Annotated in this window: 22 protein-coding genes; 11 read left to right on the top strand and 11 right to left on the bottom strand. The window is 28.6% G+C overall.

The genetic code is table 11. The features are described from left to right. The coding region (locus tag KJR01_RS07490; RefSeq protein WP_214118164.1) for a cache domain-containing protein at positions 1-799 on the bottom strand (799 nt) is incomplete at its 3' end. A 166-nt stretch (positions 800-965) separates the two neighbouring features. Further along, the gene (locus tag KJR01_RS07485) at positions 966-1553 is read right to left on the bottom strand and encodes an NAD(P)H-dependent oxidoreductase (protein ID WP_214118156.1); all 588 of its coding nucleotides are present in this window, start codon (positions 1551-1553) and stop codon (positions 966-968) included. 97 nt (positions 1554-1650) lie between these two features. Here KJR01_RS07485 and KJR01_RS07480 point away from each other — a divergent pair, with 97 nt between their 5' ends. Further along, positions 1651-1971: a winged helix-turn-helix transcriptional regulator gene (locus KJR01_RS07480; protein ID WP_214118154.1), complete on the top strand. Its 321-nt coding sequence runs from the start codon at positions 1651-1653 to the stop codon at positions 1969-1971. A gap of 1 nt (position 1972) precedes the next feature. Here the strand turns inward: KJR01_RS07480 and KJR01_RS07475 are convergent, their stop codons facing one another. Both KJR01_RS07475 and KJR01_RS07470 read right to left on the bottom strand, forming a co-directional pair. Then, complete coding sequence (locus KJR01_RS07475; RefSeq protein ID WP_214118152.1) at positions 1973-2569, bottom strand: shikimate kinase; 597 nt, start codon at positions 2567-2569, stop codon at positions 1973-1975. Continuing rightward, positions 2566-3900: a class II 3-deoxy-7-phosphoheptulonate synthase gene (locus KJR01_RS07470; protein ID WP_214118150.1), complete on the bottom strand. Its 1335-nt coding sequence runs from the start codon at positions 3898-3900 to the stop codon at positions 2566-2568. Before KJR01_RS07470 ends, KJR01_RS07475 begins: the two co-directional genes overlap by 4 nt. A 72-nt stretch (positions 3901-3972) precedes the next feature. Here KJR01_RS07470 and rarD point away from each other — a divergent pair, with 72 nt between their 5' ends. Genes rarD through recG form a run of 7 tightly spaced genes read left to right on the top strand, consistent with a single transcriptional unit; the run spans position 3973 to position 10654 of the window. After that, positions 3973-4836, top strand: coding sequence for an EamA family transporter RarD (rarD, locus tag KJR01_RS07465; protein ID WP_214118148.1), 864 nt, complete (start codon positions 3973-3975; stop codon positions 4834-4836). Continuing rightward, complete coding sequence (locus KJR01_RS07460; protein WP_214118147.1) at positions 4833-5276, top strand: hypothetical protein; 444 nt, start codon at positions 4833-4835, stop codon at positions 5274-5276. The genes rarD and KJR01_RS07460 overlap by 4 nt, the downstream gene beginning before the upstream one ends. A gap of 1 nt (position 5277) precedes the next feature. After that, positions 5278-5760 (top strand): hypothetical protein, encoded by a 483-nt coding sequence (locus KJR01_RS07455; RefSeq protein ID WP_214118144.1) that lies wholly within the window; start codon positions 5278-5280, stop codon positions 5758-5760. 1 nt (position 5761) lies between these two features. After that, positions 5762-6577, top strand: a complete 816-nt coding sequence (locus tag KJR01_RS07450; RefSeq protein WP_214118142.1) for a fumarylacetoacetate hydrolase family protein — start codon at positions 5762-5764, stop codon at positions 6575-6577. Between the two features lie 7 nt (positions 6578-6584). After that, the gene (locus tag KJR01_RS07445; RefSeq protein ID WP_214118140.1) at positions 6585-7739 is read left to right on the top strand and encodes a dehypoxanthine futalosine cyclase; all 1155 of its coding nucleotides are present in this window, start codon (positions 6585-6587) and stop codon (positions 7737-7739) included. Continuing rightward, positions 7732-8862: a M16 family metallopeptidase gene (locus KJR01_RS07440; RefSeq protein WP_214118138.1), complete on the top strand. Its 1131-nt coding sequence runs from the start codon at positions 7732-7734 to the stop codon at positions 8860-8862. Before KJR01_RS07445 ends, KJR01_RS07440 begins: the two co-directional genes overlap by 8 nt. Further along, entirely contained in the window at positions 8855-10654 is a 1800-nt protein-coding gene (gene recG, locus KJR01_RS07435) for an ATP-dependent DNA helicase RecG (RefSeq protein ID WP_214118136.1), read from the top strand. The genes KJR01_RS07440 and recG overlap by 8 nt, the downstream gene beginning before the upstream one ends. Here the strand turns inward: recG and thrB are convergent. Genes thrB through KJR01_RS07400 form a run of 7 tightly spaced genes read right to left on the bottom strand, consistent with a single transcriptional unit; the run spans position 10651 to position 15791 of the window. Next, positions 10651-11541, bottom strand: coding sequence for a homoserine kinase (gene thrB / locus KJR01_RS07430; protein WP_250325168.1), 891 nt, complete (start codon positions 11539-11541; stop codon positions 10651-10653). The genes recG and thrB overlap by 4 nt on opposite strands. 8 nt (positions 11542-11549) lie before the next feature. Then, the gene (locus tag KJR01_RS07425; protein ID WP_214118134.1) at positions 11550-11966 is read right to left on the bottom strand and encodes a tRNA threonylcarbamoyladenosine biosynthesis protein TsaB; all 417 of its coding nucleotides are present in this window, start codon (positions 11964-11966) and stop codon (positions 11550-11552) included. Positions 11967-11974: 8 nt separating this feature from the next. Next, entirely contained in the window at positions 11975-12868 is an 894-nt protein-coding gene (gene lpxC / locus KJR01_RS07420; RefSeq protein ID WP_214118132.1) for a UDP-3-O-acyl-N-acetylglucosamine deacetylase, read from the bottom strand. Between the two features lie 9 nt (positions 12869-12877). Beyond that, a complete protein-coding gene (locus KJR01_RS07415; protein WP_214118130.1) occupies positions 12878-14254 on the bottom strand; it encodes a M23 family metallopeptidase in 1377 nt (458 codons plus the stop codon). Between the two features lie 9 nt (positions 14255-14263). Further along, positions 14264-15061, bottom strand: coding sequence for a hypothetical protein (locus KJR01_RS07410; protein WP_214118128.1), 798 nt, complete (start codon positions 15059-15061; stop codon positions 14264-14266). Then, a complete protein-coding gene (fliN, locus tag KJR01_RS07405; protein ID WP_214118125.1) occupies positions 15061-15363 on the bottom strand; it encodes a flagellar motor switch protein FliN in 303 nt (100 codons plus the stop codon). Before fliN ends, KJR01_RS07410 begins: the two co-directional genes overlap by 1 nt. Continuing rightward, positions 15363-15791, bottom strand: a complete 429-nt coding sequence (locus KJR01_RS07400; protein ID WP_214118123.1) for a chemotaxis protein CheX — start codon at positions 15789-15791, stop codon at positions 15363-15365. Before KJR01_RS07400 ends, fliN begins: the two co-directional genes overlap by 1 nt. 85 nt (positions 15792-15876) lie before the next feature. Here KJR01_RS07400 and KJR01_RS07395 point away from each other — a divergent pair, with 85 nt between their 5' ends. Genes KJR01_RS07395 through KJR01_RS07385 form a run of 3 tightly spaced genes read left to right on the top strand, consistent with a single transcriptional unit; the run spans position 15877 to position 20598 of the window. Further along, the gene (locus tag KJR01_RS07395; RefSeq protein ID WP_214118121.1) at positions 15877-16659 is read left to right on the top strand and encodes a sulfite exporter TauE/SafE family protein; all 783 of its coding nucleotides are present in this window, start codon (positions 15877-15879) and stop codon (positions 16657-16659) included. Further along, positions 16652-19450, top strand: coding sequence for an excinuclease ABC subunit UvrA (gene uvrA, locus KJR01_RS07390; RefSeq protein ID WP_214118120.1), 2799 nt, complete (start codon positions 16652-16654; stop codon positions 19448-19450). The genes KJR01_RS07395 and uvrA overlap by 8 nt, the downstream gene beginning before the upstream one ends. Continuing rightward, on the top strand, positions 19447-20598 hold the full coding sequence (locus KJR01_RS07385) for a M20 metallopeptidase family protein (protein WP_214118117.1): 1152 nt from the start codon (positions 19447-19449) through the stop codon (positions 20596-20598). The genes uvrA and KJR01_RS07385 overlap by 4 nt, the downstream gene beginning before the upstream one ends. Positions 20599-20668 lie beyond the last annotated feature (70 nt).

Below are 20668 nucleotides of genomic sequence, written 5' to 3'. Positions count from 1 at the left end.
GAGCTATTTCATCATTACCTTTATCATCTAGCTTTTTAGTTAAATCTCCATCTCCACTGCTAAGTTCGTTTGATTTAGCTGTTAGATTGTTTAGTGGGCGAGTGATTTGGAATTTTACGAAGATAATTGATAAGCTTACAATCGCAATTATTATAAGTGCAGTAGTAATTATAAAAGTAATCATATTATTATAGCTTTGTTCTTCTGTATCTTTTGATACTTTTTCTATTGAAGTTTTGCTAATTGTCTCCCAAGATAACCAAGTCATAAAATAAAGCCCACTTGCTTTATCCTTACCTGTATATGCTAGTTTTTCAGTAACTTTATTAGAATTTGAATCTTCATAAAAATATCTTATATAACCATCATTATTATCAGCACTCTTAATCATTTCTTGTATGAAATACATTCCTTTTGCGTCTTTTTCATTAAATTTATTATTGTTTATCCAAGAAGCAGATGGGTGATAGTATATGTTTCCATCTTTATCAAACACGGTGTAATAACTATTTGCTCTACCAAATCTTACTTTAGATAAATAATCTTGTAGTTTATTTTTAAACTCACTTAAGTTATTATCATTTTTATACTCTTCATAAATAGCACCAGAATACTTCATAACACTTTCTACCAGAGCTTTAACTTGCTGCTTTTTAGCTGTTAAAATTTCATCTTCTACCGTATGTTTTGTGTAATTTACAGAGTAGTTATCATAGTATTTATGAAGTGATACTAAAACTATAGAATTAATTAAAATTCCAATGAATGAAAACAATGCAATTTTGGTTGATAGTTTCATAGTTTTTCCTTGTTTGTTGATTTAGATTAAGATTTTGATTATAGGTTATATGAACTTAAAACAATATAAATTATTTGCTTGTAATTTAAATTAAAAAATTATTAAAAATATTTAAAATAAATTTAAATTTTTTAATTTTGGATTTAGAAAAACTAAATCCAAAATATTATTTTTTTACTATTTCATTTAAGATATGTTCTTTATAGTCTTTAAAATATTTTTCTGCTTGCGGGTCTTTTACTACATCATAACAAGCAAAAGTTTTAAGTGCACTCATACCTAAAAACTCGTGAGTTTTATGAAGATTTAAGCTAACTCCATCAATACCGACACCACCAAAAAATTGCTCTTTATCAGTAAATGCTTCTTCAGGTGCATTCCAAGTCCAAGATAGCATATATTTTTTATTTTGACTAAGCCCACCAGAGCCGTATTTTTTACTAGCATCACTTCTACTTCTTCCATCACTAGCACATAATTTACCAAAAGCAGCTCCAAAAACTTTTGAAAAATATTCCCATACTATCCAAGGTGCATTCATCCAAAATCCTGGAATTTGATAAATTATAATATCAGCTCTTACATATTTTTCTACTTCTTCTAATACATCATATCCATCATCAATTATGGTTTGTTCTACATTAAAACCATTTTCTACTAAAGTATCATACGCAACTTGTTGCAAACTTGCATTCAGTCTTGCACCTGCATTAGCAAAAGCTTTAGCACCATTAACTAATAAAACATTTTTCATAATTTCTCCTTGTTTAAAAATAAAATTAGATTATAATTTTTACTTTATTTTAAGTCAATACGAACAAAATTGTTAGATACTAACCAAAAGGAGAGTAATGAAAAGAAAAAATGATTATAATAAATGTGGAATTTATTATACGCTAAACCTAATTTCAGGAAAATATAAAATGAGTATTTTGTATCTTTTATCAATCAATGAGATTATAAGATATAATGAGCTTAAAAGAATGCTTATTGGAATTTCTTTTAAGAGTTTAACAAAGGCATTAAAAGAATTAGAGCAAGATGATTTAATAATACGCACCGAATATCCGCAAATCCCACCTAAGGTTGAATATAGCCTAAGCAATAAAGGAAAATCATTAATACCAATTCTTAATATGATGTGTAAATGGGGAAGCGATAATAAGAGCTAAGTTAATTAGCTCTTATTGGGTTTAATTTAAACTTATCAGTTTTTATAGGTTTAATTTTGCGATTTATTTTTCTATTTAGGCTAGGTTTTATAAAGGCTTTTCTAACATCATTTGTGATATTAGTGCCTAAGAAAAATTCTAAAATCTTAGCAAGTTCTCTTGCTTTTAGATTTAAAATATTTACTTTTATATCACAAGCGTTATTATAAAGTGGCATTCTTTTATCATAAAGCAATTTCGCCTTTTCATCAAATAATGGGCGTTTAGTATCGTTTTTAAGTCTTGTTGCGATTTTGTAAAAACTAAGGTCTAAAAACACTACAAAACCTAATTTTCTTAAATCTTGTAAATTAGCAAAACCACCGCCACAAGAGATGATTAAATCACTTTTTGTGGCTAATTCATCTCTTAATTCTTTTTCTAAATTCCTAAAATATTCTTCTCCATAACGCTCAAAAATCTCTTTAATCTCAAGCCCAGTTCTTTGTTTTATTATGCTATCAGTATCTACTACTTCTTTTTTAATAATCTTACTAAGCCTTCTTGCAGTTGTGCTTTTACCGCAGCCCATAAAACCGATTAAAACAATGTTTTTCATTTTTGCTTCATTAATTCAGCTATTAAAAATGCAAGTTCTAATGCTTGGTCTGCATTTAATCTAGGATCGCATTGGGTCTCATAGCGTCTTGCTAAATCGCTTTCGCTAACTCCTACGCTTCCGCCTAAACATTCGGTTACATTTTGTCCTGTCATTTCAAAATGAACCCCACCAGGAATTATATTATTAGCTCTTGCAATATGCCAGAAATTTTTAACTTCATCTAAAATATCATCAAATTTTCTAGTCTTATAGCCATTTATGCTTTGAGTATTGCCGTGCATTGGGTCTATGCTATAGATTATATTTCTTTGTTCTTTGCTTAATTCTTTAAAGATATTTTCAAGATTTTTAATCTTACTAGCACCCATTCTAATGATTATATTTAATCTTCCTGCTTCATCTTGTGGATTTAGCTTATCAGCTAAGGCTAATATATCACTAGCACTAGCACTAGGTCCTATTTTAACACCTATTGGATTTTTAACTCCGCTTAAAAAATGCACATGAGCATCATCAAGCCCACGAGTTCTCTCGCCAATCCATAGCATATGAGCTGAACAATCGTAATAAGCTCCACTTAAGCTATCTATTCTAGTAAGTGCTTCTTCGTAAGGTAAAAGCAAGGCTTCGTGGCTTGTGTAGATTTTTGTTTCGTGCAATCTAGCATCATTTAAGCTAGTTATTCCACAAGCCTTAAAAAAATCAAGTGCTTCTGTTAATCTTTGAGTTAAAAGTGCGTATTTATCATCAATATCAGCGCGTCTTACGAAACCTAAATTCCATTTATGCACTTGGGCTAAATCAGCAAGTCCACCTACGCTAAATGCACGAAGCAAATTAAGCGTAGCAGAGCTTTGCATATAAGCTTTTAGCATTTTTTTAGCTTTTGGCACTCTTGCACTTTCGCAAAACTCACAATCATTTATAATATCTCCACGATAACTTGGTAAGCTTATACCATCTTTATTTTCAAAATCAGAGCTTCTAGGCTTTGCAAATTGTCCTGCCATACGAGCAATTTTTACTACTTTTTTTGACCCACCAAATTGCAAAACTAATGCCATTTGCAAAAATAATTTAAACATATCACGGATATTATTTGCACTAAAATCATTAAAACTTTCAGCACAATCACCACCTTGCAATAAAAACGCATCTCCTTTACAAACTGCTGCTAATTCGTTTTTTAATTCATTTGCTTCCATAGCAAATATTAAAGGCGGATACGATTTTAATTCATTTACTACATTTTCTAATTCTTCCTTGTTTTCATAGTTTGGTTGCTGAAGAGCTTTATAATTTTTATATGAATCTAGCGACCAATTCATCGTTTCTCCTTTTTTTAATTTAGTAAATTATGATTATATGAGATAAGTTTTACATTTTAAGGAAAAATTTTTATGAATTATGGATTTTTTGTAGCTTTTGTTGTTTTTGTATTTTGGGGTTTAGTGCCTATTTTTTATAAACAACTTGATACATTAGATGCCTTTGTAGTAATGTCGCATAGGATAGTTTGGTCGGTTATATTTTTAGCAATATTTTTAATAATTATAGGGCAATTTAAAAAAGCTTTACAAGAATTAAAATCTTTAAAAATGGCTTTTAATCTTTTTATTTGTGGTGCTTTAATTAGTGGAGATTGGGGGCTTTATATTTATATGATTCAAAAGAATTTGATTTTAGAAACTTCTTTAGGATATTTTTTAAGCCCTTTATTTGGGATAATTTTTGCAAAAGTATTTTTAAAAGAAAATATGAGTAAATTAGGAATTATTAGTGTTAGTTTAGTGATTTTTGCGTGTTTATTTGAAGTAATTACTTTAGGAGCTTTACCTATATTATCAATTACTTTAGCACTCTTAGTTAATTTTTATACGATTATTCGTAAAAAAGTTTATGTAAGTAGCGTTTATGGGTTTTTCTTAGAGACATTATTAATCACTCCTTTTGCTTTAATATTTTTATTTTCTATCCCAACGAATTTAGCTCATTTTGATATTGATTATTTAGGAGTATTACTTGCGCTTAGTGGGCTTGTAACCTTGCTACCTATGTTAGGATACAATTATGCTACGCAAAAATTAAGCTTAACATTACTTTCATATATGCAATATATTTGCCCGATAATTTCTTTTTTAGTTGCTATTTTTTTATACAATGAGCCAATAAATCAACATAAATTAATATCATTTATTATAATTTTTATAGCAGTAGCTTTAAGTGTTTATGATAATGTGTTTAAAAAAGGAAATAGACTATGAATGAAGTTGGAATTTATGTAATAGGTATAATTTTTATAGTATTGTTTTTCGTAACTATTTTAAAAAAGGTTTTTAAAGAGCTTGATAAACACGGAGATTTTGTAAGAAAAGAAGAAAAAAATACAGCTAATTTTACTCAAGAAGAAGTTTTAAGCCTAATTCATAATGAAAACGAAAAATGTGCATTATTGTGCGATAATTTAGAAGAAATATTTAATAAATACGCAAGTTTAATGCCTGAAAATGATAAAGAAAAAGCCTTAGCTTTAGTATCTGTTTTAAATACCATAAAGACTTTACCTAGCGATGAATTAAAAGATAAATTATTAAAACTTTTACCAGAATTTGAAGAGTGCGTTCAAAAATCTTTAGGAGATGAAAAAGCTAAAGAATTTTTTGATTTAGCAGCGTTAAAATATAATGAAATTTTTAAGGATTGAAATGAAAGAATTACTAATTAATAAGCTTTTTAAATTCTCAAATGAGCCTGTAAAATTTTTAGATTTAATAGAAGCAAATAGCCTTTATAATGAAGGAATGTTAATTGACCCAGCGAAATTACATTTTAAGTTTAATTATTTTAATACTTATTTTATATATTTTATATTGTGTTTAATCGTGCTTACTCCATTAACTATTGCTACTCATTTTTTATTTGAAAAAATTGACTTTCATTTTAGTTTAATTAGTGCTGTATTTGTAACTTCTGCTATTTTTATATGTTTTGATATTTTTAAGATTTATACAAGAAAAATAGCAAGTCTTAGACAAATAAAAGCAGCGTGGCAAATACATTTATCGCATTTTGAATATGAAAAATACAACGCAATTGTTGTTGAAATTTATAATAAAGCAAATGAACTTAGCATACCTAAGACTAAATTAGAGCAATATATTTTAGAAAATCTAGTAAAAAGGGGTTAGTATGAAATTGATTAGATTTATGAAAGATAATGTAGTTTATCATGGGAATTTAGGCGATAATAATAAGGTGGGTTATTTTAAAAATTATTCTTCTTATTTTGATAGATTAGAATTGATTGAAGATGCTTTTATGCTTAGCGAAGTTAAGTTATTATCTCCAATCAAATCTCCTTATCAAGATATTATATGCTTAGGGATAAATTATTTAGAACACGCAAAAGAAAGCTATAAATTTAAAGGAATTGAGTTTGATGGCAAAAGAGAAGAAGCTGTTTATTTTGCAAAAAGAGTAAATGAGTTTTCTAATCCATTTGATATTTTAGATATTAGTGGCGAAAAATTAGACTATGAATGCGAACTTGCATTTATACTTAGAAAAGACGCTTATAAATTAGATGATACAAGTGATTTTGATGATTATATTTTAGGATATACCATTTTAAATGATATTAGCGATAGAGCAATTCAAAACAAACATAAGCAATGGTATATGGGAAAAAGTTTAGCTAATTCTTGCCCGTTTGGTAGTTTTATAAATACAAGTCTTAGTATAAAAGAAGCAAGTAATTTAAAAATAGAATGTTTTGTAAATGATGAATTAAGACAAAGTTCTAATACTAATTTATTAATTTTTGATATTCCTTATATCTTAAAAGAATTATCAAATTACACTTGTTTAAAGGCTGGAACTATCATTAGCACAGGCACTCCAAGTGGCGTTGGAATGGGCTTTAATCCACCTAAATTTTTAAAAAGTGGCGATAAGATTGAATGTAGAATAGAGCGTCTTGGCTCATTAATAAATTATATAAAGTAAGGACAATATGAACGCAGCATTATTAAGTAAAAAAATAAATACAAATTATAAAACTTCAGCATTTAATATCCATAAAGATTGGGAAAATCCTTATGCACCAAAAGGAATAGTCCCAAGAATTACTAAAGAACAAGCACTTAATTTATTAAGAAATTCTGATTTAGCTACTTTAGGTCAGATTGCTTATGCAGTAAAAAATAAGCTTCATCCAAGCAAACTTACTACTTTTGTAGTAGATAGAAATATTAATTACACAAATATTTGTTTAGTTGATTGTAAATTCTGTGCTTTTTATCGCCACGCAAAGGATAGTGATAGTTATATTTTAACATACGAACAAATTGGACAAAAGATTGAAGAATTATTAGCAATTGGTGGCACTCAAATATTATTTCAAGGTGGGGTTCATCCAAAGCTTGATATTACTTGGTATGAAGATTTATTAAGATATATAAGCACAAATTATCCTAGTATTACAATTCACGGCTTTAGTGCGGTTGAGATTGAATATATTGCAAAAATTAGCAAAATTAGCACTAAAGAAGTTTTAAAAAGAATGAGCGATTGTGGGTTGTTTTCTATCCCTGGAGCAGGTGCGGAGATTTTAAGCGATAGAGTAAGAGATATGGTAGCACCTAGTAAATGCGATACTGCTACTTGGCTAAGAATTCATAAAGAAGCTCATGAATTAGGCTTACTTAGTAGCGCAACTATGATGTTTGGTCATGTTGAAAGCGATGAAGAAATAATTGAACATTTAGACTATTTAAGAAATCTTCAAGATATAACAGGTGGCTTTAGAGCTTTTATTTTATGGAGTTTTCAAGGTAAAAACACTAGATTAAAGGCTGAAAATCCACATTTAATGAATGCAAGTTCTAATAGATATTTAAGATTATTAGCAATTTCTAGAATATATTTAGATAATTTTGCAAACATTCAAAGCTCTTGGGTTACTCAAGGAAGTGCAGTAGGGCAACTCGCATTAAAATTTGGAGCAAATGACTTAGGTTCAACTATGATGGAAGAAAATGTTGTTGCAGCTGCAGGTGCAAAATATAGAATGAATGAACAGCAAATGATAGAATTAATCCGTGATTTAGGCGAAAATCCAGCTAAAAGAGATACAGCATATAATATTTTGGAATACTACAATGAATAATTTCGTGCATTTAAAAACCAATGATGATTTAGTATATATTAGTATTAGCTATCCTAATTACGGAAGGATTTTTCATAATGCTAATGCTATGGCAGCTGAGTTTTTTTACAATGAGAGTTTAGATGATGAGTTTTATATAAAACTAGAGCAAAGTGCAATTAATATTAGTGCTAGTGCTAATTATTTTGATTTTACATTTGATATAGTTTGTCTTAAAAAAGAGCTTGATAATTGCTTAAATGCTTTTAATAATATGCTTTTAAATACCAAAATTACTAATTTTGAATTAATCAAAAACAAAATAAAAAATTATTTTTTAATCCATATTCAAGATTACGATAATTTAGCAAAGATGAAATTATATGAGAATTATTTTAAAAATGATTTTAAAAATGATAAATTTGGCGATTTTGAAGCTTTAGATGAAAAAGAATTTAAAAACTATATTTTAAACCTTAAAAATCAAGCAAATAAGATAGTAATTAGTGCAAATTTAGATGATATTAGTAAGGTTAAAAAACTTTTAAACAATAAGCAAAGTTCTTATGAAAAATTAAAAATAAATGAGAGTTTTTATAAAGAAGAAAGCAAAGAAATATCACAAGCTTTTGTTAGATTTATAAGTAGCATAGAGATTAAAAGCATTTATGAAAGAGCTATTATAAGTCTTGCTATTTATGTTTTAGGCGGTGGATTTGGCTCAAGAATTACCGAAGAAATCAGAGTAAAAAGGGGCTTAGCTTATTCGGCTTTTGCGTTTTTAGTAGCGTTTAAGAAAAATTATCTTATTTCAGGCTATTTACAAACAAAAAATGAAAGCAAAAAAGAAGCTATAAAAATAGTTCAAGAAGAGTTTAAAAAATTAGTAGAATTCGGAATAAGTGAAGATGAGTTTAAAAAGGCTAAAGATTTTTTAGTAGGTAGTGAGATTTTAAAATACTCAACCACTCAAAATCGTCATAGCATTGCAAGTAGCGAGTGTTTTAGTGATTTAAAACAAGGCGAATTAAGAGAAATTACAAAGATAATTAAAGATTTAGAGCTTAAAACTTGTAATGATTTTTTAAAAAATCAAAAAAGTATTACCGAGCTTAGTTTTTATGTAATAGGTAATAATGAATAAGGATTTAGAAAAATTATCTTGTAAAGATATAGTTGAATTAGCTCTTTTAATGCCTAAAAAATTTGATGATTTAAGATTAAATAATGAGCCTATATTAAATGAGCTAAATTGCACAAAAGTTATAATAAAATCTAAAAAACAACTACCAGGCAAAAGGCTTAGTATAATTGCGTATTCATATAATTGGGAGTGTGAATGCACTATTACTATATTTAATCTAAGACCTTTTCATAATGCACTTTTTGCTATAAATAAAGAGCTGATTATTTATGGGAAGTTAGGTGATTTTGCAGGACTTTTGCAATTTATTAATCCAAAAATCATTAAAGATAGTGGAGAAATCACTGCTAATTATTTGATAAAAGGTGTAAGTGATAAAGAGATTTGTAAGATAAAAAATAAATATTTAACTTACGAAGCTTTAAAAGAATTTAATTTATTAGATGAGCATATAAAATTGCTATTAATTATGAAAGAAAATAGCCAAGAAGCAATGAAATTGCTTAATTCAAAAGAATTAAACGAATGCTTAAAATTTGTTGAAATTTATCATCACATAAAAAGACTTAATGAAACTTATAAAAACGATACTTTATACAAAAAAATTAAAACTTTTGATATAAACAAATGGCTAAAATCTCTACCTTTTAAGCCGACAAGCGACCAGATAAATGCGATAAATGATATTAAAAATGACCTTGAAAGTATTCATCATAAAATTAGAATAGTAATGGGAGATGTTGGTTGTGGAAAAAGCTTAGTGATTTTTGCAGCAGCGCTTATGTGCTATCCTAAAAAAGTGGTTTTAATGGCACCAACAAGCGTTTTAGCCCAACAACTTTATAATGAAGCTAAAAGACTTTTGCCAGGGTTTTTAAAGATATTGCATTTTGTATCTAGCAAGACTAAATTAATGCAAGATGAATTAAAAGAAGCAAATTTTGTAATAGGCACTCACGCACTTTTGTGGGCTAGTTTAGATGATGCTACTTTAGTTATGGTTGATGAGCAACAACGATTTGGGGCTAAGCAAAGAATGAAGCTTAAAGATTTAGCTACAAACAATAAAGAAAATCCGCATTATATAGAGTTTTCAGCTACGCCAATACCAAGGACAACTGCATTAATTCATAGTGATATTTACAGCTATTCTTTTATAAAAGAACTACCATTTAAAAAAGAAATAGAAACAAAACTAATCACAATAGCAAATAGCAATGAATTGTTTAATCACATAAAAAGCGAAAATAAACAAAACCATCAAGCAATAATAGTTTATCCTTTAATAGAAGAGAGTAAAAGCTCATCTTATAAACCACTTGAGAGTGTTATTAGCTTTTATGAGAAGAATTTTGATAAAGTTTATTATACGCACGGCAAGGATAAAGAAAAGGATAATATATTATTGCAATTTGCTGAAAATGGAAATGTATTACTAAGCACTACTATCGTAGAAGTTGGAATTTCACTGCCAAGATTAAGCATAATTGTAATCGTTGCACCCGAGCGATACGGCTTATCTACACTTCATCAACTTCGTGGAAGAGTAGGAAGAAATGGAGTTAAGAGCTATTGTTATTTGCTTAGTAAGTTTGAATTTAGTGATAGATTGATTAAATTTGCTAATACCTTAGATGGATTTAAAATAGCCGAAATTGACTTAGAAAACCGCAAAAGCGGGGATTTAATAGATGGAGATGTTCAGCACGGAATTAGCTTTAAGTATTTTGATGAGGTTTTAGATAAGGATATTTTATATAAAGCTAAGGAATATTTAAATAAACAAAATTAGCTTATTATTATTCCTTGATTATTGAAATTAAGCTCTAATACTTTCATATTAGGAAAATTATTTTCTAGTATGGTTTTTAGTTTGTTTGCATCATCTTTATAACATAGATTAAAAAAAGTTGAACCAGAACCGCTTAAATTACTCATTAATGCACCATTTTTACGAGCCAATTCACGCACTTTAAATAATTCAGGAACAGCTTTCATTCTACGATTTTCGTGAAGCTTGTCAAAACTTGCAACCTTTAACATTTCATAATTTTTACTCATAAAAGCTGCAGTTGTAAGTGAGCTTCTGCTTATATTAAAGCTAGTATCAGTAAGGCTTAAATGCTTAGGTAAAGCCGAACGACTAACATTTGTTGAGATTTGTTTATTTGGGATACAAACTACTGCTTTAACATCACTAGAAATATCAGTTTTTATATATTTTACATTATCCTTATCAACTACCGAACAAACAAATCCACCAAGTGCCGCAGGGCTAATATTATCAGGATGATTTTCGTATATTAAGGCGTTGTTTAATATGGTATCTTTATTAACTTCAAGTCCTGCTAGATAATAAGCACTAGCAATTGCTCCTACAATTATAGAGCTAGAACTACCTAACCCACGACTTAAAGGAATATTGTTTATGAAATTAAAGCTAAATAAGTCTTTTTTACCAGTTAGCTTTATGTAAGTTTCATTAAAAATGGTAATAAATAAATTATGTTTTTTAAGATAAGGATTATCTTCACCTTCACCCTTAATAGATATTTTAAAAAAATTATTTCTTTTAATTATTGTTTCATTATAAAAGTCTAAAGCAAGTCCTAGACAATCAAATCCAGCACCTAAATTCGCACTAGTAGCGGGTGATTTTAAACATATTTCGTTTCTCATTTATATTCCTAAATAGCAGGTAAAAAATAATTTGGCAAATTACTTTCTAAGAATTTGAAATTATACTCATTTGGTATAAAAAACTCATCTTTAAAATTATCATTTTTAATTAATTTGATTTTATCATCAGCAAGGGTAAAATATAAGTTGTTATTAGCTTTTATTAAATTATTCTTTGTAAATGTAAAACCACTAATTGCTTTTAATGGTATGTTTTTAACAAGGGCAATTGTGCTTAAAAATACATAAACAATTTTTAAAGACATATATGAGCCTGGTCCATTAGCATAGGCTAATTCGCTAAAATTATATTTATTTAATAGTTCTTGCATAATTTTTGGCAAATCTTCACTGGTTTTATTTATGATTTTGATTTTTTCTTTTAACAAATTATTATCATCATATATTCCAATGAGATTTGCCATAGGCACTACTAAAAGTTTAATGTGAATGCCTTTAATAAATCTTTGTTTGTATCATCATTAAGAGTTACTAATTCATAAGAATTTGGATTGTTTAGCAATTCAAGAGTTAGTTTATGATTTAAATCATGGCTACTTGCGTAAGCTTTATAGTTAGCAAAAGTTGCTTTACCTAACATATATAAATCACCAATCGCATCAAGGATTTTATGTCTTACAAATTCATTGCTAAATCTTAATCCTTCAGGATTTAATATGCCATTATCATCTAAAACAACAGCGTTTTCTAAACTACCACCTAATGCTAATCCTTTTGATTTTAAATACTCAACATCTTTTAAAAACCCAAAAGTCCTAGCACTTGCAATTTCATTTATGAAATTTTGTTTATTAGCCTTGTAAATATAGTTTTGAGTATTAATTGATGGGTGCTTAAAGTTTATAGTAAAATCATAAGTAGGAGCATTTGTAGGACTAAGACTTGCAAATTTATCTCCTTCTTGAACTTTTATTTCTTTTTTAACAACAAATATTTGTTTTTTAGCGTCAAGTTGTTTAATACCTGCTTTATCAAGCATAGCACAAAAACCAGCCGCTGAACCATCTAAAACAGGTGCTTCATTTGCATCAATACTTATTAATAAATTATCAATTCCATAAGAGCTAACAGCACTCATTAAATGCTCAATTGTAGATATATAACCATCTTTATCTCCAATTACCGTAGCCATTTGAGTATTGATTACGCTTTTATAATTTGCTTCGTAAAATTTATTAATATCTGTTCTATGAAATACCACTCCACTATTAGCGCCTAGTGGGCTAAATTTTATCTTAATAGCACTACCTTTATGTAGTCCAATTCCAACATTTGTTACTTCTTTAGCTATTGTAGTTTGTAACATTTTTTTCCCTTATTTTTTGTTTATAACTTCTTTTGCTTTTTTGATAATTCCAAATATATTATCATTAAGCCACTTAGTATCCATCCACTCTTCTGGTCTTACCTCAACACCTTGAACCAAAACACCAAAATGTAAATGATCCCCTAATGCTAAACCACTTGTTCCTGTATTAGCTATAGTGCTTTTAGCATTAACTATATCGCCAATTTCTACATTTTTTTTAGTGCAGTGTCCATATAAAGTATAAAGACCTAAACCATGATCAATTATTAAATTTAATCCATAAATTCCATTATCTTGTGCGAAAACTATTTTACCATCATTTCCTAACACAATAGGTGCCATTTTTGTACTTGCTAAATCAAGTCCCATATGATAGCTCTCACTAATTTGATTTCCATTATATTTGTAATATCTATGGTCACCAAAATCTGCAACTTTCATACCATTTTTTAGTGGTAAAAACGCATTTAGCTTAAAATCAGTTACTAATTCATTGCTTACTACTTGTGTAACTTTATGAATTAATTTTTCATTTTCTTGTCTTAATTTCGCATTCACAAAGTCAAATATTAAAGCTCTATCGCTTAAAGAATTATCAGAATTTGCTTCATACAAATCTCTAATTTTACCATCAATGAAAGCGTCTCCTACTTCAATATGTGAAACTCTATATTTTTTATTTGAGTAATAATATGGAATTCTTTCTTTAATGATATTATTCGCTTTATCTTTTGCAACAATTCTAGCTTCAAATTCATCTCCATCTCTTAAGTCCCAAGCAATTAAAGCTATGTAATAATCATCTTTCATAAAAGGAGCAACTTTGAAAATTCTATTATTAACTTCTATATATAAATCAGTTAGATTATCATCTTGTGCGTAAAATACAACGCTAGCAGCACCGCCTTGAGTTATATTATATGAATTAGCTATTACGCTTACTTGAGGTTTTTTATTATCTACTATAACATTAATTATTTTTTCGCTTACATTTCCACCAAACCAATTCCACAAACTTTTATCATTAGCTTTAATATATATTGTGTATTTATCTAATTTTTCATTAAATTTTGGTTTTGGAAGGTCTAATTCAACATTAAATTCTTTACCATTTAAAGTTTTATTTATTAATATATTTTTTGTTTCTTCGTTATCTTTACTAAATTCAACTTTTAAATTTTTTAGTCCTAAATTATCTTCAACTTTTAAATTTATTTTATCTCTAGCATTCCAATAAATTGTATCTTCTTGGTTGTTGTCTAAAGAAATATTAGGAGCAATTCTTTCAAAAGTATTTGAAAAAGCAATAAAACTTGCCAATACAACAACTATAATTATTGAAAAAAATATTGTTATTTTTGTTTTTTTATTTCTATTTCTCATTTTAACTCCTTATATTTTACTTATTTTTTCTTTATATGAATTAAGAGCATTTTGCTTTATCATATTTTGTAATTTTTGTTTGTTTTCTTCAAAATAACTTTCAAAATTCTCTTCAGTTTGATTAGGTGCATCAAGCCAAATATTTGTATTTCCTATTATTAATTTGTATCTTGAATTTTCATAATCAATAACTATGAATTTATTATCTTTATCAAGTTGTTTTTCGCAAATTACTACGGCTTGATTTTCATTAATATTTAAAAAACTAGCAACTTTTTGCTTAGAATTTAAATTAGATATTTTACCTTTTTTTGCAAGTTGTCTTTTTACAAATATTAATACTAAAACCAATATTGCTAAAACACCTATCATTGAATACAATTTACTATCTATATTATTATCTTCTGCATATTTTATTTCATTATTTTGCACTTGGTTTGTGGTTTTTGGCATAACTCTAATTCTAAGCCCAAAACCATCATCTTTTGTAAGTGCAGGAATGACATTTATTTTTTCTTTTGTTTTAAATTCTAAAACCGTGCTTTCGCCTAATGGATACATTAATAATTGTTCTGCGTAAGGCATATTTAATATTTGAGAATTTCTTTCAGAAATTTTAACATTATTTAATACTACGCCTACATAATCGCTTCCACTTAATATTCTAATATCTCCATCTTTTGCGTTATATGGAGAATCAAAGCTTAGCATAACATCAATCCTATCATCTCTTTTATAAATATTATAATTTATGATATTGTTCGCAAAAAGATTTAAACTAATTAGTAGTAAGATTATTTTTTTCATCACAACTCTTTTTTAAAATATTGAATAACGGTTTTTGAGCTTAGTATTTCATTTATACGAATTGCTAAATTTCTTTCATAAACCATTACTTCGCCTTTACCAAAAATTCTATTATTTACATAAAGTTCTACACTCTCACCTGCTGGTTTTTCTAAATCAATAACAGAGCCAATTCCAAGTTCTAAAAATTCTCTAACGCTAAGTTGTGTAGTTCCTAACTCACTTATAAAATCTACGCTAACATCTAGCAATTCTTCATAAGTTGCATTTAGAATTCTAGTAGGTTGCTCTTGTGTTTGCATTATTTTTTCTTCTCTACTATACCAACGCAAAAGGTATTATTTTCTAATTTATAAAAAAACTCATGAGTAAAGCCTAATTTAAAATCACTTACCCTTCCTAAATATTCAGGCACACTAATTGAATAATCATCATAAGCATCAGCTAATAATCTTTTTGCATAACCTATGATTTGATTTGCTACTTCTTTGCATAAATCACAATAATCATCTTCACTCATCTTATCATCATCGCCTAATAATCTTGAAGCAAGAGCTTGTAAGCTTTCTTTTTTAAATATTAAATAACAAAATAATTCTTTTACATTATCTCCTAAACAAATACTAGCACCATAATATTCAGCTTCATCTAAAGAATTTGTGGTTTCTAATTTACTTCTTAAAATATGTTTAAAAAAATGTTTAACTGAATAATCAATTGTATCAAGCATTAATCTTTCCTTAAATAAGTTTTAATTATTATAAGAAAGAAAAGTGTAAGCTAAGTTAATTAAGATTACGCCTTAGGAGTTTTTTATGATAGAAGAATATACATTACTTACTTATATTATTTTTATTTTAGATGGGCTTTTAGTTGGTTTTACTGCAGGGCTTTTTGCAATAGGTGGTGGGACTGCTGTTGTGCCTATTATGACAACTTTTGTTGGGTATTCACCTAAGATTGCTGTTGGAATTAGCGTTATGCAAATGGTTTTTTCATCTTTTTATAATTCGTATTTAAATTATAAAAAAGGCACATTGCAAGTAAAAAATGCTTTATATCCTGCTTTAGGTGGTTTAGTTGGTGGTTTTAGCGTTGGTTTTATTATGAAATTTGCAAGTAATTTAATGATTGCTTATATTATTTGTTTTTTAATTATTTGGGCTATTGTTAAACTTTATTTTACTCCTGCAAATCCAATTGAACCTGAAAAGAATTCAAAATTATTACAATTTTTCGTAGGTTTAATAATAGGTGCAATTGCTACAAGTGGTGGGATAGGTGGTGGAGCATTACTCACGCCTGCTTTAGTTGCAATTTGTAATTTTAATATTAAAAAAGCTGCTTCATTTAGCGGTCTTTTTGTAGCTTTTGCTGGAAGTGCTGCTTTTGTTTCTATGGCAATTACAAATCATGTTGATTATACTGCTGGTGCAATAATTGCTATTTCAAGTTTGCCTGGAGTTTGGGTTGGTAATTGGTTGTTTCATAAAATTAGCAATAATACGCAAAAAAAACTTTTCATAGGATTTTTATTGTTTGTATTGACCTTATCAATAATAGAAGTTCTAAAACAACACGGAGTATTTAATGAATAATGAAATTCAAGTTATAAACGCAAGTGAAAATAACTTAAAAAATATAAGCCTAACACTACCTAAAAATAAATTAATAGTTTTTACAGGGCTTAGCGGTAGTGGAAAATCAACTTTAGCTTTTGATACGCTTTATGCAGAAGGACAACGCCGTTATATAGAAAGCCTTAGTGCTTATGCTAGGCAATTTTTAGATAAATTTAGAAAACCAAATGTAGAAAAAATAGAAGGCTTAACCCCTGCTATTGCAATTGATCAAAAATCAACTAGCAAAAACCCACGCTCAACCGTTGGAACAATTACTGAAATATATGATTATTTAAGACTTTTGTATTCAAAAATCGGAGTTCAGCATTGTCATAAATGCGGAGAAAAAATCAATAAAATGGATACAGAAGATATAATAAACGAAATGGCAAAATTTAGCGAAAAGGCAATGATTTTAGCTCCTTTAGTTAAAGAAAAAAAAGGCACATTCGCACCACTTCTTGAAAGCCTAAAAGCTCAAGGTTTTATAAATATTTTAATAAATGGCACACTAACACGCCTAGATGAGCCAATAGAATTAGCTAAAACTAAAAAGCATACTATTAAATTAGTAGTTGATAGGCTAAGAATTAGTGATGATAATAAAAGTCGTTTAGCTCAAGCTGTTGAAAAAGCTTTAAGTTTAAGTTATGGTGAGTGTGAGTTAGAATTATTAGAAAGTAATAAAAATATTCATTATTCGCTTCATAATGCTTGTTTTAAATGTAAAATTTCATTTAATAAACTTGAGCCTTTAAGCTTTTCATTTAATAGTCCTAAAGGAGCTTGTTCTTTATGTGATGGTTTAGGCATTAGAATGAGTATTGACCAAGAAAAAATCATAAATTATGAAAGAAGCATAGAAGATGGTGCAGTTCGCACTATGATGGGCTTTAATAAAAGTTATTATTCAAAGTTACTTTTAGCATTTTGTGAAGCAGAAAAAATCCCTACAAATAAGCCTTATGAAGAATTAAGTGAATATCAAAAAAAGCTTATTTTATACGGAAGTGCTACGGAATTTAGCTTTTTATGGAATAAACATAATATCAAAAAAACTTTTGATGGAGCTATTAAGATAAGTTATGAAATCTTAAAAGATGATAAAGATTTTAACGAATACATAACAGAAAAAACCTGCCCATCTTGTAAAGGCTTTAGATTAAACGAACAAAGCTTAGCTGTGTTAGTAAATGGCAAAAGCATAGCAGAAGTTATTAGCACACCTATTGAAGAGATTTGCGAATTTTTTAAAATAGAGAATTTTAATAATTTAAATAAGCAAGATTATGAAATATCTTATCCTATTATTAAAGAAATTAATGAAAGATTATTTTTCTTAAACGATGTTGGCTTGGGGTATTTAACACTAGGTAGAGATGCAAGGACAATTAGTGGTGGAGAAGCTCAAAGAATTAGGATTGCTTCTCAAATTGGAAGTGGATTAAGCGGGGTTTTATATGTATTAGATGAGCCTAGTATAGGTCTTCACGAAAGAGATACACAAAAACTAATAAATACCCTAAAAAGCTTGCAGGCTAAAGGAAATACTCTAATAGTAGTAGAACACGATAGAAAGACAATTGAGAGTGCTGATGTAATCGTTGAGATTGGACCTAGGGCTGGAACTAGTGGTGGGGAGATTATCTTTAATGGCACTTATAAAGAATTACTTAAAAGCAAATGCGAAACTGCATTGTATATAAATCGTAAAAAAGACATAGACCTTTATAAGGCTAGGAAGAGTGATGAATATTTAGAATTAAGCGGAATTAATCAAAACAATATAAAGGATTTAAGTGTGAAATTCCCACTTAGGAATTTAGTTTGTGTAACAGGAGTAAGCGGTAGTGGTAAAAGCTCATTAATGCTGCATTCACTTCTACCAATTGCAAGAGCAAATCTAAATAGAGCAAAAGCAGTAATTAATGATATTACATACAAAGGTCTTGATAAATTAGACAAAGTAATTTTTCTAGATCAAAGTCCAATAGGAAAAACTCCAAGAAGTAATCCAGCAACATATACAGGGCTTATGGATGAGATTAGGAATTTATTTGCAAATGTTCCTGAAGCACAGATTAGAGGATATAAAATCGGTCGCTTTAGCTTCAATGTTGCAGGTGGAAGGTGTGAAAAATGTAGCGGAGAAGGTGAGCTTAAAATCTCTATGCACTTTTTACCCGATGTAAATATTACTTGTGATGCTTGTGGGGGTAAAAGATATAACCATCAAACATTAGAAATTAAATATAAAGACAAAAATATAGCTGATGTTTTAGAAATGAGTGTAGCAGAAGCTTATGAGTTTTTTGCAAAACACCCTAAGATTAAGCAAAAATTAAAGACCTTAATGGATGTAGGGCTTGATTATATAACCTTAGGTCAAAACGCTACAACCTTAAGTGGTGGGGAAGCTCAAAGGATAAAAATCTCTAAAGAATTAAGTAGAAGTGATACAGGAAATACACTTTATTTACTTGATGAACCAACTACGGGGCTTCATTTTGCAGATACGCAAAAATTAGTAAAAGTGTTGCAGCATTTAGTAGATGCTGGAAATAGTGTTTTTGTAATTGAGCATAATTTAGACTTAATCAAAAACGCTGATTATATTATAGATATGGGTCCTGAAGGTGGTTTTAGGGGTGGTAAGATAATTGCGACAGGTAATCCATTAGAACTTGCTAAAAAATACACTGATAAAAGCTATACAGCGAAGTTTTTGGCACAAGAATTTAAAGAAATGAAAAAGGAGTTAAAATGATAGAAGAGATTAAAAAACTCTCAAGCGAGTTTATAGAGATTAGAAAATGTATTCACGAAAATCCTGAACTAGGATTAAAAGAATTTAAAACAGCAAAGTTAGTTGCGAACAAATTAAGAGAATTTGGCATAGAAGTTTATGAAAATGTAGGTGTAACAGGAGTTGTTGGGGTTTTAAAGAAAGGTAATTCAAATAAAAGCATAGCTTTAAGAGCTGATATGGATGCACTTGTAATAAACGAAGCTAGTGGAGTAAGCTATGCTTCTAAGAATGAAGGTTTAATGCACGCTTGTGGGCATGATGGACATACGGCGAGTTTATTATTAGCGGCTAAATATTTAAGTAAGAGTGAATTTGATGGCACTATTAATTTTGTCTTTCAACCTGCTGAAGAAGGTAGAGGCGGTGCTAAAGCTATGATTGATGATAATTTATTTGCTAGATTTAAAAGTGATTTTATATTTGGCTATCACAATATCCCGAGTAAAACTAATAAATTATTTTGTCTTAAGCGTGGGGCTATGATGGCAGGAGCTGACGCACTTAGGGTAAATATTAGTGGAGTTGGTGGGCATGGTAGTGCACCTGAGAAGGCTAGTGATGTAATGGGTGCGATGGCTCATTTTATAACCCAAGCGGGATTTATAACTGCTAGAAATATAGCAGCTAAAAATCAAGCTGTTATAACATTTGGAGCAGCTTTAAGTGGAAATGAAACTAGCTTTAATATCTTACAAGATAAGGCATTATTACTTGCTAATATTAGAACCTTTAATAATGATGATAGAAATACGATAATAGAGCAATTAAACAATATTGCTAAATCTTGCGAGTTGCTTTTTAAGGTAAAAGTTGAACTTGAATTTATTCAAATAGGGGCAGCTACAATTAATGATGATGAAGCGCAAAAATTAGCTTTTGGTGTAGCGTGTGAATTATTTGGAGAGCAAAATTGTGATGAATTTCACGAGCCATTAATGGGTAGCGAAGATTTTTCTTTTATGCTAGAGCATTGCAAAGGTGCTTATGCCTTTATTTTAAATAAGAATGATTATTATCTACACGACCCTAGATATATTTATGATGATGATACTTTAGTTAATGCCGCTGCATTTTATTCAGGAGTATGTTTAAAATATTTAAAATAATTTCATTTAGGAATTTTAATTTATAAAATTCCTAAAATTTTTTTTAAAAAATTCTATATGGACATAATCA

The sequence above is a fragment of the Campylobacter sp. 2018MI10 genome, from assembly GCF_018501175.1.
Taxonomy (GTDB): Bacteria; Campylobacterota; Campylobacteria; order Campylobacterales; family Campylobacteraceae; genus Campylobacter_E.
Note: the sequence above shows the minus strand (reverse complement) of the source record. Positions and strands in the feature narration are given on the sequence as shown.

Excerpts from the sequence above, each read along its gene's own strand:
- fliN (WP_214118125.1), bottom strand. The coding sequence starts at position 15,363 with ATGCAAACACAAGAGCAACCTACTAGAATTCTAAATGCAACTTATGAA.
- KJR01_RS07415 (WP_214118130.1), bottom strand. The coding sequence starts at position 14,254 with ATGAGAAATAGAAATAAAAAAACAAAAATAACAATATTTTTTTCAATA.
- KJR01_RS07470 (WP_214118150.1), bottom strand. The coding sequence starts at position 3,900 with ATGAATTGGTCGCTAGATTCATATAAAAATTATAAAGCTCTTCAGCAA.
- KJR01_RS07385 (WP_214118117.1), top strand. The coding sequence starts at position 19,447 with ATGATAGAAGAGATTAAAAAACTCTCAAGCGAGTTTATAGAGATTAGA.
- KJR01_RS07395 (WP_214118121.1), top strand. The coding sequence starts at position 15,877 with ATGATAGAAGAATATACATTACTTACTTATATTATTTTTATTTTAGAT.
- KJR01_RS07455 (WP_214118144.1), top strand. The coding sequence starts at position 5,278 with ATGAAAGAATTACTAATTAATAAGCTTTTTAAATTCTCAAATGAGCCT.
- KJR01_RS07400 (WP_214118123.1), bottom strand. The coding sequence starts at position 15,791 with ATGCTTGATACAATTGATTATTCAGTTAAACATTTTTTTAAACATATT.
- KJR01_RS07475 (WP_214118152.1), bottom strand. The coding sequence starts at position 2,569 with ATGAAAAACATTGTTTTAATCGGTTTTATGGGCTGCGGTAAAAGCACA.
- KJR01_RS07440 (WP_214118138.1), top strand. The coding sequence starts at position 7,732 with ATGAATAATTTCGTGCATTTAAAAACCAATGATGATTTAGTATATATT.
- uvrA (WP_214118120.1), top strand. The coding sequence starts at position 16,652 with ATGAATAATGAAATTCAAGTTATAAACGCAAGTGAAAATAACTTAAAA.
- KJR01_RS07425 (WP_214118134.1), bottom strand. The coding sequence starts at position 11,966 with ATGGCAAATCTCATTGGAATATATGATGATAATAATTTGTTAAAAGAA.
- KJR01_RS07460 (WP_214118147.1), top strand. The coding sequence starts at position 4,833 with ATGAATGAAGTTGGAATTTATGTAATAGGTATAATTTTTATAGTATTG.
- recG (WP_214118136.1), top strand. The coding sequence starts at position 8,855 with ATGAATAAGGATTTAGAAAAATTATCTTGTAAAGATATAGTTGAATTA.
- KJR01_RS07445 (WP_214118140.1), top strand. The coding sequence starts at position 6,585 with ATGAACGCAGCATTATTAAGTAAAAAAATAAATACAAATTATAAAACT.
- KJR01_RS07450 (WP_214118142.1), top strand. The coding sequence starts at position 5,762 with ATGAAATTGATTAGATTTATGAAAGATAATGTAGTTTATCATGGGAAT.
- thrB (WP_250325168.1), bottom strand. The coding sequence starts at position 11,541 with ATGAGAAACGAAATATGTTTAAAATCACCCGCTACTAGTGCGAATTTA.
- KJR01_RS07485 (WP_214118156.1), bottom strand. The coding sequence starts at position 1,553 with ATGAAAAATGTTTTATTAGTTAATGGTGCTAAAGCTTTTGCTAATGCA.
- KJR01_RS07410 (WP_214118128.1), bottom strand. The coding sequence starts at position 15,061 with ATGAAAAAAATAATCTTACTACTAATTAGTTTAAATCTTTTTGCGAAC.
- KJR01_RS07480 (WP_214118154.1), top strand. The coding sequence starts at position 1,651 with ATGAAAAGAAAAAATGATTATAATAAATGTGGAATTTATTATACGCTA.
- lpxC (WP_214118132.1), bottom strand. The coding sequence starts at position 12,868 with ATGTTACAAACTACAATAGCTAAAGAAGTAACAAATGTTGGAATTGGA.
- rarD (WP_214118148.1), top strand. The coding sequence starts at position 3,973 with ATGAATTATGGATTTTTTGTAGCTTTTGTTGTTTTTGTATTTTGGGGT.